Source organism: Lacihabitans lacunae, assembly GCF_042649125.1.
Taxonomy (GTDB): Bacteria; Bacteroidota; Bacteroidia; order Cytophagales; family Spirosomataceae; genus Leadbetterella; species Leadbetterella lacunae.
In genome coordinates this window covers 3,340,325-3,352,851 of sequence record NZ_JBHRYQ010000001.1, presented here as the reverse complement: position 1 = coordinate 3,352,851, position 12,527 = coordinate 3,340,325, and the positions used below count along the sequence as shown (strand labels likewise).

Here is a 12,527-nt window from a genome sequence, read left to right as displayed (position 1 = left end):
TTAATAAGTAATGATTCTTAAATATCTACTTCTATAGATACCGGACAATGGTCAGACATAAATACATCTGCATGTATTTGTGCGTTTTTTAGGAGTGGCTTTGTATTTTCTGATCCAAATATATAATCGATACGCCAACCTAAGTTTTTCCCTCTTGCCCCAGCTCTGTACGACCACCATGAATATTGATGTGGTTCTGTGTTTATTTGTCTAAAACAATCTATGTATCCACTGTCCACAAATTTGCTAACCCAAGCACGCTCTTCGGGTAAAAATCCGGACGTTTTAGCGTTTGCCTTAGGATTGTGAATGTCTATTTCTGTATGACAGATGTTTACGTCTCCGCATACGAACAATGGTTTGTCTTTTAGTTTTTCTTCGTTTAGAAAAGTATAAATATCATCAAGAAAGCTCATTTTAACCTCCTGACGGACGTCACCTGTAGTTCCAGATGGAAAGTATGCACTCAATACACGAAATGCTCCGAAATCGGCTAAAATGGTCCTGCCTTCTGAGTCGTATTGCTCCACTCCTATTCCGTATTGTACAGTTTCGGGTTTAATCTTGCTCAAAATAGCCACTCCTGCGTAACCTTTTTTAACAGCTGGGTACCACAAGCAGTGATAGCCAAGAGCTAAAAATATAGGTTCTACTAGTTCAGTTTCTGAAAGTTTAATTTCCTGAATACAGAAAATATCAGGATTTTGGACTTTTAGCCACTCTTCTAAGCCCTTGTTAAGGGCCGATCTAATTCCGTTTACGTTAAATGTAATTATCTTCATATGTGTACTCCTACTTCGGTTCTAAAATATTCAATTACATAGTGTTTTAGCAGGTTTTCTTGACTTATAAGATCAAAAGACGGTAATTCCTTTTGTAAGGTCCAATGCGGCCACCCATCTGCGTCTAGTCCATCTAATGTATAATAATCACCTAAGCTAAGTACTTTACAAACAGCTATATGTATCAAATCTTGTTTTTCTTCTTTTGAAAAACTTGCAGTTCCCTTTCCAAGCTCTTGTAAACCAATTAAAAATAATACGGCATTTAAGTCAGAAGGTTTTTTGCCCGTTGTTTGTGTTAAAAAACGAACTAAATTGAACCATATTTCTTTATTATCACTAATTTCGGTATTCATATATCTGTTTTCACACATGAAAAATTTTATTAACCACGTTTTGGACTTTGTTTATCCACGCATTTGCGTTTCATGTGAGGATCCGCTCACTTTTAATGAAAAACACCTGTGTTTGGGTTGTTTAATGACTTTGCCCAAAACACAATCTCACTTAACTGAAACAGAAAGCATTGAAAGAAAGTTTTGGGGTAAAATTAACGTTCAAAATACCTATTCGTTTCTAAGGTTCACAAAGAAAGGAAAGGTACAAAACATTTTACACGCACTGAAGTACAAAAATAAGCCCGAATTGGCAGAATATCTTGGAAAAATGTATGGTAATGAGTTAAAAAATGTAAATTTTAATGAAAAGATAGATTTGCTGATTGGAATACCACTTCACAAGGAAAAACTAAAAATGAGAGGCTACAATCAGGCAGACCACATTGCCAAAGGACTTTCGGTATCATTGGGTGTCCCCTACTCTGAGGATGTAATGGTGAGGAACACTTTTACGATGTCGCAAACAAAAACTAAAAGCAGGTTTAATAGATTTAAAAATATTGAAGGTGTTTTTGGTATAAATGATTTGGAGGCTGTGAAAGATAACCGAATAGCCCTTGTAGATGATGTTTTAACTACGGGCTCTACCCTAGAAGTAGCCGGAGAGGTATTGATAGAAGCTGGATGTAAAGAACTGTATATTATAACGTTAGCTGCTGCCGTATAGAACAATAAAGCCGCTAAATTCAGAATTTAGCGGCTCGAGATTTATGTATTAGCTTTTTATAATTTTCTTTTTCCTTGTGGTCCTACAGATATCATTGCACATCTAAATCCAATGTTTGCAGATGAAGAATCTTGAGCGAAGTATCTTCTTGTGCCTGGTGATAACCAATACGCTACGTCATTCCAAGATCCACCTTTGTAAACTCTCATTTGATTGTCAATAAGTGAGTTAAAGTTTTCTTTGTCATATAACTTCGCCTCATCTTGGAAATCAGATCTACGAATTGGGTTCAAATCGTTGAAATCTTGGTAAGAGTTTGGTCTGTAAAGGTCATAAACCCACTCATTTACGTTTCCGGCCATGTTATAAAGACCAAAATCATTTGGAGCAAATGAATAAACCTCAGCAGTGATAATGTTATGATCGTTTAACTTTCCAGCGATACCGGCGTAGTCACCTCTACCTCTTTTAAAGTTGGCCATCATTTGTCCTTTGTTTTTACCTTTTGATTTTCTCATAGCTGAGCCATCCCAAGGGTAAATTCTTTGGTTTGATTGGTTTTCGTCGATATATTGAGTTCCGATCATACCTTTGGCTGCGTATTCCCATTCAGCTTCTGTTGGAAGTCTGAAGTCAGGGATATTGATACCTGTTTCGATAGGCACACGGCCACTTGTAGGTTTAACTTCAGCTACAGCTTCAGCACCTTTGTTTTTCTTTCCAAAAGGTAATTTGAAACCACCTTTTTTGCCACCGTTACCGTATTTTTCAGCTAATCCAGTATTTACTACATTAGAACGCCACTTACAGTAATCGTTTGCCTGAATCCAAGACACACCCACAACTGGGTAGTTTCTAAAACCAGGATATCTTAAATATTGGTCAACGTATTGGTCATTAAATGACATCTCGTTTGCCCAAACCGTGGTATCTGGCAAAGCTGAAAGTACAAATTCTCTAGTTGAGTCTTTTTCTACAGCATATAGATACTCAAGCCAGTCAATGTTGGCTATTTCGGTTTCGTCCATATAAAAAGAAGCTACTGTTACCGTACGCTCAATGTTATCTCTTGAGTAGGTAACATCTTCTTCAAGTGTTCCCATCGTGAAACGTCCTCCTTCTATAAACACCATGTTTGGCCCTGCTGGTTGTCCTGCAAAGTCAGACACTTGAAAACCTTCTTTTCCTTTTTTGGCATACGCCGCACCAGTAGTTCTACTTTTCTTACCTGGATTTAAGCTGGTTACCTTCTTACTTTTACTACAAGATGTAGTTGCAAAAAGAGTAAGTGTAAGCAATGAAACACCTAATACTAGTCTCTTCATTCTAAATTTTATTTGAAATTTTTCGCAAAAATAGATTATTTTAAAATCAATTGTTCTGTTTTTCTCCAATGAATGTAAGTATTTTATCAAATAAATCTCTGACTTTGTCAATATTGGTGGCTTTTTCGGCGGTAAATATCAACTTCTCTTTTATTTGTTTTAAACTACACTCTTTTGGATGCATTTTTATATAATCAAGAATTTTGCCAAACTTGTCCGTTTGATAATATTCTTGGTGCTTTTCTGAAACGAAAAACCCTTTGAGGATATTATTTTTCAATGTGATTTTTTCAAAACCGATGTTCTCGGCCTTCCAACGCACATTTACTACCTCAAAAAGTGTAACTACCTCATTCGGTAATTTTCCGAATCTATCTATCAAAGATTGTTTAAATATATTAAGTTCCTCTTTATTTTTGAGAGCATCTATACTGTTATAAACAGACAAACGCTCCGATATATTGCTTATGTAAGTATCTGGTATTAAAATTTCTAAGTCAGTTTCGACTTGACAGTCTTCTATTTTGAATACTTTACCTAACAATTCGTCTTTAAACAAATCTTTAAATTCTTTCTCTTTTAGTTCGGCTACTGCTTCATCCAAAATTTTGTGGTACATATCATAGCCAAGGTCATTGATAAAGCCACTTTGCTCAGAGCCCAAAAGGTTACCGGCCCCTCTGATATCGAGGTCACGCATGGCTACTTTGAAGCCGTCGCCCAAGTCAGTAAACTCCTCCAAAGTTTGCAGTCTTTTTCGAGCATCTTTGGTTAAGCCTGAAGTAGGTGGCACTAGCAAAAAGCAATACGCTTTTTTGTTTGATCGCCCTACTCTACCACGCATTTGGTGTAGGTCCGAAAGACCAAACATGTGTGCTTGGTTTATGATTATGGTGTTGGCATTTGGTATGTCAAGGCCTGATTCTATGATATTTGTGGAAATTAAAATGTTGATTTCGTTTTCAATAAAACGCATCATAACCTTTTCAAGTTTATCTCCTTCCATCTGCCCGTGTGCTACTCCTATTCTGGCTTCAGGCACCAAACGATAGATAATATTTGCAATAGAATCAATGTCATTTACTCTGTTGTGAACAAAAAACACTTGTCCTCCCCTATTTAATTCATAACTGATGGCGTCACGGATAATTTCCTCTTTAAACATTTCCACGTGCGTGGTAACAGGCTGTCTGTTAGGCGGCGGGGTAGCTATAACTGATAAATCTCGGGCTCCCATCAACGAAAAATGGAGTGTTCTTGGTATGGGTGTTGCGGTCAGCGTTAGCACATCCACGTTTAGTTTAAGCTCTTTTATTCTATCTTTTGCTTTTACGCCAAATTTTTGTTCTTCATCTATAATTAGTAAACCGAGGTTTTTAAACTCGATACTTTTGTTGATCAATTTGTGCGTACCTATTACAATATCTACCTTTCCCTCTTTTAGTGCTTTTAGGGTTTTTGTGGTATCAGCGGCCGACTTAAATCTGTTTATGTAATCTACATTTACGGGCATTTTGGCTAACCTTTCTGCGAAAGTTCGGTGGTGCTGCATGGCCAAAATAGTGGTAGGAACCAGTATCGCTACTTGTTTAGAGTCATTTACTGCCTTAAAAGCCGCTCTAATGGCCACTTCTGTTTTACCAAAACCCACATCACCGCACACGAGACGATCCATCGGATATGGTTTTTCCATGTCTTCCTTCACCTTGGCTGTGGCAGAGGCTTGGTCAGGAGTATCTTCATACATAAATGAAGATTCCAGCTCTATTTGCATGTAGTTATCGGGAGAAAATGCAAAGCCATGAACCTCTCTACGCTTGGCATAAAGTGCAATTAGTTCTTTGGCTATGTCTTTTACTTGGCGTTTTACCTTCGATTTTTTGTTTTCCCAATCGCCGGTTCCAAGTTTACTCATGTTAGGCGGTTCGCCTTCCTTGCCTGAGTATTTGGCTATTTTGTGTAAACTGTGAATGTTTACAAACAGTAGATCATTGTCTTTATATATCAGTCGGATAGCCTCTTGCTTTTTGCCGGAAACATCGATGGTTTCCATACCTGCAAAGCGACCAATACCGTAGTCTACGTGTGTTACGTAGTCGCCGGCCTGTAGCGACTTTAACTCTTTTATTGTTAGAGCTTTTGATTTTGAATGGCTGTCTTTTTGTTTATATCGATTTAACCTTTCAAAGATCTGATGATCAGTATAAACTAAAATTTTATTCTGCAGATCTATAAATCCTTCTTTAAAATTTGCCGATACACTTAAAAAGCGAAGACTTGGGTTTATTTCAGTAAAAATGGTTTCAAGTCTGTTGAGCTGTTTTAAAGAGTCTGAGCTTACGTAACAGCTAAATCCTTTACTTTGATTTTCGGTGATATCGTCTATCAGTAAATTAAAGTCTTTGTTAAAAGAAGGTTGAGATTTTGACTCGTAACTTATTTTTTCGGCAGATTTAAAAAACGCTCTTTTTCCTAACTCTACTGTAGGTGCAGTTTTAAAGTAATTTAAGGCTTGATTTCGATCTATAAACGAATGACTTGGTTTTAGTAATAAATTAATATCACCGCCTGCAGCTTGTTTTTGATCGTAAATACTGGTTATTCTCTCGAGGTTGTCGTCTATTTTATCTAAAACGAAAGAAACATCAGTGGCCCAAGTGGGTGTGTTAGCCGGCAAAAAACTAAAGAGCGGAACGGTTTCTTCCTTACTGATTTTGTCTTGAATGTTAGGCAAAATATTTATGCTTTCTACTGTTTTAGAAGAAAGCTGTGAGTCTGGGTCAAACATACGGATTGACTCAATTTCGTCTCCCCAAAGTTCTACTCTGTAGGGCTGCTCAGAAGCATAAGAAAAAATGTCAAAAATTCCACCTCTAATAGCAAACTGACCAGCTTCGTACACAAAATCTGTTTTGTCAAAATCATACGACACCAGCATTTCTGTAATGAAATTGAGGTCGAGATTATCACCCGTTTTTAAGTGTAAAGTATTGGCTAATAGTGTTTTCTTACTGATTACTTTTTCAGAAAGTGCCTCGGGGTAAGTAACGATTAAGATTGGGTCAGTGCTAGAGTTTAGCCTGTTTAAAAGTTCTGTTCTTTGAACTATATTCGCATTTTCTATTTCTTCGTATTCGTAGGGTCTTTTAAACGAGGCCGGAAAATACCCCAACAATGGACTTTCAAAACCAAAGAGATTTTGGAGGTCATTAAAGAAAAACAAGGCGTCTTCTTTATCGTTTAAAACAATAATCCTTGTCTTTGGGTCATTTTTAAAAACAGCAGCAAACATCACGGCAGTCAAACTACCAGACAAGCCAATAAGCTGAATGTTTTGAATATTAGACTGGCTCTGCACAAATGACTTTACAAAGCTATCTTCAGTATATATTTTTAAAAAGTCTTGGGCGTTCAAAAGCGAAAAAATCTATTAGTAAAAAGCACAATGGAAACGAAACACAAATATAACAAAATAAAGAGGGCTTGACAATTCTTATAATGTATTAAAGATTTGTAAGCCTCTTTAACTAAGTCGTATCCTAAAATGTTTTAAACCAGGTTCTGCTTTTTTATAACTTCAATAAGTCCCATCAAGGTCTTTTTGCGTGCTTCGTCTGGTTCTGGATAGCTCATTTCTAATGTTTTGAGGTTTTCATTTATTATTTTAGCTACCAAGAGTCTCATATTTTTTTTGTCGTCGGCGGGCAATACATACCACGGGTTTTTAGCGGTAGAGGTTTCGTTTATCATTTCTTCGTATGCATCCATGTAGTTGTTCCAATAGTCTCTTTCTTTAATATCTCCTTCTTCAAACTTCCAGTTTTTGTTGATATCCTCAATTCGTTCTATTAATCTTTTTGATTGCTCTTCTTTTGATACATTTAAGAAAAATTTGATGACTTTTATGCCGTTATTGGTCAAGTATTCTTCAAAATTTTCGATGTCTTTGTATCTTTTTTTCCATACTTTATCTAAGTCTTCGGTTAGGTTTTTAGGAATTTTTTGAACGTTAGTAAGTATTTCTGGGTGGACTTTTACCACCAATACTTCTTCGTAGTAAGACCTATTGAAAACCTGAAATTTGCCTCTTTCGGGTAGTTCTTTGAAGCATCTCCACATAAAATCGTGGTTTAGCTCATTTTCTGAAGGTCTTTTAAATGAGTAGAAACTCAGTCCAAGTGGATGCACGTTTTTAAATACCGCCTTCATGGTTCCGTCTTTTCCAGCGGCGTCCATCGCTTGGAATATCACTAGTACGCCATTTTTGTTGTGTGCATACATCATGCTTTGGTACTTGTCCATTTCTTCTTGAAGTTCTATCAGCATTTGCTCATATTCTTCTTTGGAACCGTAAAAGTCTTTGATTTTGGTGTTTGCCTTTTTTATCTTAAATGTTTCCTTATTATCTATTCTATAGTCTTTAATATCAAAGTTATCCATAATGTGTTTTTAATAAATTATTTTAAAAAGTTAAATCAATAGTCTAAAATATGTTTTAATTTTGGAAAGTACATTCAACCTTACATAAAATGAAAAAAATATCTTTTTTAGTTTTCCTTTCTTTGTTGTCTTTAGTTGGTTTTGCAAAGCCCAAACCATCAATATATTATGAGCTACGTATTTATTATTGCAATGACGGTAAATTACCAGATTTGTTAAACCGTTTTAGAAATCATACCACCAAGATTTTTGAAAAACATGGTATGGAAAACATTGGATATTGGGTGCCAACATCGGCTGGTAACAATACACTTTATTACATATTAGGCTACCCGAGCAAAGAGGCAAGAGATGCATCTTGGAAGGCATTTATGGCTGACCCCGAATGGCAGACAGTAGCTAAAAAATCTGAAGAAAATGGCAAAATTGTAGCCAAAGTGGAGTCAAAGTTTATGACCTTAGATGAGGCATTGACATCGAAAATTAAGTTTTCAAAAAAGGCGACAGGAGGTGTGTTCGAAATGCGTGAGTATTTTTGCTTCCCCGATAAATTCCCGAATATTGAGGCAAGATTTAAAGACCACACAAGAGCACTTTTTGAGAAGCACAATATGAAAAACATAATGTATTTTTCAACGATAGAAAAAAATGGAGGTCAGCCTACTCTACTCTATTTTATCAAACATAATTCTGAAGAAGACGCAAAGAAGTCTTGGGATGCTTTTAGAGCTGATTCTGAGTGGGTTAAAGTAAGAACAGCCTCAGAAGAAAGTGGAAAAATAGTGGAAAAAGTAGAGTCAAAATACATGACAGCTACAGATTTTTCAAGAATTAAATAGTTTGAGGTTAACGAATGGCTGTTTTTATTCGTAATGAGAAGTAAATTGTAAATTTACGACACGTTTAAAGTCATGAATCTAAAATATGAAATATAGGTATTACCTCTCTTTGCTGGTTCCTGTGAAGTATGAAGATGACTACATCGTGGAGTTTATTAAGTTTTATTTACTTCAAGGCGTTGAGCATTTTTATTTGTACGACAACGACAACGAAATTCCATTAAATAAAACACTTGAAAATTACCTTGATGTTTGTACCATAGAGGTGATAAAAGGAGAATTTGCTCAGTCTGCTGCATATAAACATTGGTTAAAAACATATAAACATGAGACCAAATGGATAGCTATTTTTGACGTTGATGAGTTTGTTTTGCCGAAAGCAAATGATACGTTGCTTGCTTTTTTAAAGCAAAATGAGAAGCACGATTCTATCGCTATAAATTGGAAAATATTTGGAAATGGAAAGCATGAAAGTAAACCAAATGGACTAGTAACCGAAAGTTATTTGTATTCTGAAGGTAAGCAACATGCTAATTATAAGTGTGTTACTCAAACTAGAGCCATTAAGAAGCTTGAGCACCCGCATAGACCCGAGCTGAAGGCATTTAAGAAAGTTGTGAATGCCAAAGGAAATAAAATTTTTGGTTTTGAAAATCACGAATATTGTTTAGATATTATTCAGTTAAATCACTATTACAGCAAGTCAACCGAAGAATACATGAAAAAGCTGAATAGAAAAAGGGCGGATACTGGTAAAACGCGAATAGAGCATGAAGAAAATCATGCATGGATTTTTGATGAACACATAAGAACATCTGTTTCTTTTGACTCCGAGCTTTGGGATAAATACGGCTCTGAATTAAAACAGATGGTTTCTTCAACCTAAAAATAAAATGAAAAACACGTATTTCACGCTTGTAGTTTTACTTATTTCAACGGCATGTTTTGGGCAGAAACAAGTATCGCTTTTTAATGGGAAAGATTTTACAGGCTGGCATATTGATGTGCCCGCTATGGATAATAAACCGGACGCGAAAAGCCCGTTTATTATTAGAGAAGGCAAAATAGTGAGTTTGGCGTCTCCTCAGGGACATATTATTACAGATGCCGCATATGAAAACTATGAATTAGATGTGACCTATAGATTTTCGGCGAAGCCTGGCAATTGTGGTGTTTTGGTGCATTGCTCTACCCCTAGGGTACTTTACAAAATGTTTCCTAAGTCTATTGAGTGCCAAATGATGCATGAAAATGCGGGGGATTTTTGGTGTATAGGAGAAGACATAGTAACGCCAAACATGGAAGAAAGACGAGGCCCCAAAGCCGATTGGGGAGTAACTGAAGGCAAAGAAAGACGCGTGAAAAACTTAACGGATAATTCGGAAAAGCCACTTGGCCAATGGAACACAATGAAGGTTGAGTGCCAAGGAAATAAAATTACGGTTTGGTTAAATGGAGACTTGGTAAACGAAGGCATAGCTACTGCTTCAAAAGGACAAATAGCCCTTCAGGCAGAAGGCTCCGAGGTGGAGTTTAAAGAGGTTTTACTAACCAAAATTAAGCAATAACAAAACGTTAGTTTTTATATAAAAAAGGATACAAAATGCTAATAATTAGCTTATTGTATCCTTTTGTTTTTTGGAATAATCCTCGAAATTTTATTTTGTTGTACTCAGCATTTTGCCTGTAGAGTCAAAAATAATGGTATAAACTTTCGAATCAAATTTTATTTTAATCACGTATGTAATTTTAGATTCAAGGGTTAGCTTTATTCCTTCTATAAACACATATTTAGGATAAGTTTTAGTAAGATAACTTTGAGCTACAGTAGGTAGTTCTTTTGCCTCAAGTTTGGTCTCGATAGTTTTGTTGTCTCCTGTGACTTTTACAAGAACGCCTTTAGAGTCAAATACCAATGAGTAGGTGATTTTTGAAACGGTAATTTTTAACCAATACGTAACTTCACCTGCTTTTTCATATTTAGTGGCTGACTCAAGTTTAAATCCAGCGTATTTTGAATTTAAATAAGTAATTATTGCTGGCAAAAGCTTGTCTTGGGTTAGCTGAGTTTCTGAGGCAGCGGGCTTTGAAAGTAGCTTGCCATCTTTGTCAAAAATCAATTCAGAAATAACCGTTCCAACCTTAATTTTGACTTTAAATGTCACCACATTTAACTTAATGTTTTTCTCAGCAGAAACAAATGTATACGTAGGGTAAGTCTTTAATAAATAGTCGCTTATAGCTGGTATCAAGTCACCTTTGGCTATACTTAATTCGTATGATGTGAGTGTCAAGGCAGACAGTTTTTTGCCGCTTGCGTCAAATTTCAGCGATACCAGTTCTGTGGCAGTTTTGATTCTAACTTCATACACAATGCCGATGGTTTTTACCTCGTTTTTTTCGGCTTCTAAAAACTTAAATCCTGGATAGGTTAGGTTTAAGTAGTCTTGGATGGCGATACTCAAGTCGGTTAACTTCAGTAGTGTTTGTGATTTTCCATCTTTGGCCATTTCTACGATAACCCCGTTTTTGTCAAACTTAAGCTCAAGGTTTGAGGAGTTAAATGTGATTTTTACCAGATAAAACACCTCTCCGGTTTTTGTCAATGTTTTTTCTGCTTTCACAAATTTGTAAGCAGGATAGGTGGTGTTCAGATACGTTTGGACAACCGCGGGAAGAAAAACTAGAGTAAGTTTTACATTCGATGAGTCGGCAGTGTTTGCGTTTTCCAAATTAGAAATTGCGACCGCATTTACATCCTCTTGTTTACATGCATAAAATGAAAGTGCAATCCCCAATGCACCTATCATAATGGTTTGTTTTTTCATGTAGTATATGTTTAGAACTATTCAATCAAATAGCCAAAACTTTACAGCAAATTTAAATCCAAACATTTTCTTTTTTAATTAAATATTTTTGCGGATATTAAAAACAGTAACAAACTAATATATAAACACTTGTGATATTAAAAAGGCATTAAAGAAATCTTCATTATTAGCACAGAATTACCTTATAGTTTTTTGAAAAAAGTAGAGTTTCCATATTGGGTTAACTCAATTTTTTCGAATGTAAAATATAAGTTAAAAAATGAGAAAGTAGCATAAAAATGCTCCGAAGAATTTGCAAAAATAGGCACAGTTAAGTCTGGTGAAATCGAAGCAAATGTTTGTTTGTTTTTGGTGAAAACTGTTATTTTTTTACCTTGGTCAGAGATATAAGTTCCTTCTATGTTGGCCAACTGGCTTTCGCTCAATTCTAGTTTTTTTCGTTCAAAAATATACTGCAATCCACGTGTATAAGTTTCTGATTTTGTGCCCGAGTGGCCCGTATTTATCAATACTTTTGAGGCGAGCGAAACTTTGTTATAATGGCGGCTATCCATTGTTTTTGCGAAACTTTCAAACGGTTCTTTGCCTAGTTCCACCTCTCCTACTGTCATATAAACTCGCTTTGCTTTTTGAAGTTTTACGTCAGAAAAAGATTTTTCAAAGTAAGCGATCACGTCTTTGTCCCAAGCAATGGCGGGGCTTGCGGCTACATATCCGCTAAACATATCGGCATGTGTAAATAGACTATAAAGCGTAAAAAGCCCTCCGAGTGAGCAACCCATGAGGGTTCTGTTTTCGGGGTCAACTTTATAGTTATTTTCTAAAAAGGGAAACAGCTCGTTTTTCATAAAACCGAGAAACTTGTCTGCCCTGCCCGATTGTATTTGGCCGTTTACCAGCGTGGGTGTATAGTCTCTTACCCTTAGGCTATCGGGGTTTGGTTTGGTGCCTCCCCAGGTCACTCCTACCAAGATGATTTCGGGTATAAAGCCATCGTAATATTGCTCGCCGTAGATTGAAGAAACGAGAGGGAAATCCCACTGCGAATCCATCAGAAAAACCACGGGATATTTTTTGGTGCTTTTTTCGTAACCACTCGGCAGCATTATGTGAAGGGTGTACTCCTGCCCTTCTACTATTTTTGAGGTGATTTTTCTTATGTGTGAACCATTAATTTGAACGGCCGGATATTGGGCATTTGCAGATATAGCAAAAAGGATTATTAAGCCAAAGACTAGTTTTTTCATG

The 12,527-nt window shown here is 36.2% G+C and carries 11 protein-coding genes; 4 read left to right on the top strand and 7 right to left on the bottom strand.

All coding sequences use genetic code 11. The features are described from left to right. Positions 1-17 precede the first annotated feature (17 nt). Both ACFOOI_RS14535 and ACFOOI_RS14530 read right to left on the bottom strand, forming a co-directional pair. Positions 18-782: an exodeoxyribonuclease III gene (locus tag ACFOOI_RS14535; RefSeq protein ID WP_379838729.1), complete on the bottom strand. Its 765-nt coding sequence runs from the start codon at positions 780-782 to the stop codon at positions 18-20. After that, the gene (locus ACFOOI_RS14530) at positions 779-1,138 is read right to left on the bottom strand and encodes a hypothetical protein (RefSeq protein WP_379838728.1); all 360 of its coding nucleotides are present in this window, start codon (positions 1,136-1,138) and stop codon (positions 779-781) included. Before ACFOOI_RS14530 ends, ACFOOI_RS14535 begins: the two co-directional genes overlap by 4 nt. A gap of 16 nt (positions 1,139-1,154) precedes the next feature. Between ACFOOI_RS14530 and ACFOOI_RS14525 the strand changes: the two genes are divergently transcribed. Then, positions 1,155-1,847, top strand: coding sequence for a ComF family protein (locus ACFOOI_RS14525; RefSeq protein WP_379838727.1), 693 nt, complete (start codon positions 1,155-1,157; stop codon positions 1,845-1,847). Between the two features lie 56 nt (positions 1,848-1,903). Here the strand turns inward: ACFOOI_RS14525 and ACFOOI_RS14520 are convergent, their stop codons facing one another. From ACFOOI_RS14520 to ACFOOI_RS14510, 3 genes are all read right to left on the bottom strand, one after another. After that, entirely contained in the window at positions 1,904-3,172 is a 1,269-nt protein-coding gene (locus tag ACFOOI_RS14520; RefSeq protein WP_379838726.1) for an SUMF1/EgtB/PvdO family nonheme iron enzyme, read from the bottom strand. Positions 3,173-3,218: 46 nt separating this feature from the next. Further along, positions 3,219-6,587 carry a transcription-repair coupling factor gene (gene mfd, locus ACFOOI_RS14515; protein WP_379838725.1) on the bottom strand — a complete coding sequence of 1,123 codons (3,369 nt, stop codon included), beginning with the start codon at positions 6,585-6,587 and terminating at the stop codon, positions 3,219-3,221. 134 nt (positions 6,588-6,721) lie between these two features. Beyond that, on the bottom strand, positions 6,722-7,612 hold the full coding sequence (locus ACFOOI_RS14510) for a PPK2 family polyphosphate kinase (protein ID WP_379838724.1): 891 nt from the start codon (positions 7,610-7,612) through the stop codon (positions 6,722-6,724). An 89-nt stretch (positions 7,613-7,701) separates the two neighbouring features. On the opposite strand from ACFOOI_RS14510, the gene ACFOOI_RS14505 reads away from it, so the two are divergent. The 3 genes from ACFOOI_RS14505 (at position 7,702) to ACFOOI_RS14495 (ending at position 10,019) form a co-directional block, all read left to right on the top strand. Further along, positions 7,702-8,451 (top strand): NIPSNAP family protein, encoded by a 750-nt coding sequence (locus ACFOOI_RS14505; protein ID WP_379838723.1) that lies wholly within the window; start codon positions 7,702-7,704, stop codon positions 8,449-8,451. An 85-nt stretch (positions 8,452-8,536) separates the two neighbouring features. Further along, positions 8,537-9,337, top strand: coding sequence for a glycosyltransferase family 92 protein (locus ACFOOI_RS14500; protein ID WP_379838722.1), 801 nt, complete (start codon positions 8,537-8,539; stop codon positions 9,335-9,337). Positions 9,338-9,344: 7 nt separating this feature from the next. Beyond that, positions 9,345-10,019 carry a 3-keto-disaccharide hydrolase gene (locus ACFOOI_RS14495; protein WP_379838721.1) on the top strand — a complete coding sequence of 225 codons (675 nt, stop codon included), beginning with the start codon at positions 9,345-9,347 and terminating at the stop codon, positions 10,017-10,019. A 90-nt stretch (positions 10,020-10,109) separates the two neighbouring features. On the opposite strand, the gene ACFOOI_RS14490 is transcribed toward ACFOOI_RS14495, so the two are convergent. Continuing rightward, a complete protein-coding gene (locus ACFOOI_RS14490) occupies positions 10,110-11,279 on the bottom strand; it encodes a PepSY-like domain-containing protein (protein ID WP_379838720.1) in 1,170 nt (389 codons plus the stop codon). A gap of 182 nt (positions 11,280-11,461) precedes the next feature. Then, complete coding sequence (locus ACFOOI_RS14485) at positions 11,462-12,526, bottom strand: alpha/beta hydrolase (RefSeq protein WP_379838719.1); 1,065 nt, start codon at positions 12,524-12,526, stop codon at positions 11,462-11,464. Position 12,527 lies beyond the last annotated feature (1 nt).

What these genes read in the sequence shown, in the direction of transcription:
- ACFOOI_RS14535 (WP_379838729.1), bottom strand. Translation starts at nt 782, where the DNA reads ATGAAGATAATTACATTTAACGTAAACGGAATTAGATCGGCCCTTAAC.
- ACFOOI_RS14530 (WP_379838728.1), bottom strand. Translation starts at nt 1,138, where the DNA reads ATGAATACCGAAATTAGTGATAATAAAGAAATATGGTTCAATTTAGTT.
- ACFOOI_RS14525 (WP_379838727.1), top strand. Translation starts at nt 1,155, where the DNA reads ATGAAAAATTTTATTAACCACGTTTTGGACTTTGTTTATCCACGCATT.
- ACFOOI_RS14520 (WP_379838726.1), bottom strand. Translation starts at nt 3,172, where the DNA reads ATGAAGAGACTAGTATTAGGTGTTTCATTGCTTACACTTACTCTTTTT.
- ACFOOI_RS14510 (WP_379838724.1), bottom strand. Translation starts at nt 7,612, where the DNA reads ATGGATAACTTTGATATTAAAGACTATAGAATAGATAATAAGGAAACA.
- ACFOOI_RS14505 (WP_379838723.1), top strand. Translation starts at nt 7,702, where the DNA reads ATGAAAAAAATATCTTTTTTAGTTTTCCTTTCTTTGTTGTCTTTAGTT.
- ACFOOI_RS14500 (WP_379838722.1), top strand. Translation starts at nt 8,537, where the DNA reads ATGAAATATAGGTATTACCTCTCTTTGCTGGTTCCTGTGAAGTATGAA.
- ACFOOI_RS14495 (WP_379838721.1), top strand. Translation starts at nt 9,345, where the DNA reads ATGAAAAACACGTATTTCACGCTTGTAGTTTTACTTATTTCAACGGCA.
- ACFOOI_RS14490 (WP_379838720.1), bottom strand. Translation starts at nt 11,279, where the DNA reads ATGAAAAAACAAACCATTATGATAGGTGCATTGGGGATTGCACTTTCA.
- ACFOOI_RS14485 (WP_379838719.1), bottom strand. Translation starts at nt 12,526, where the DNA reads ATGAAAAAACTAGTCTTTGGCTTAATAATCCTTTTTGCTATATCTGCA.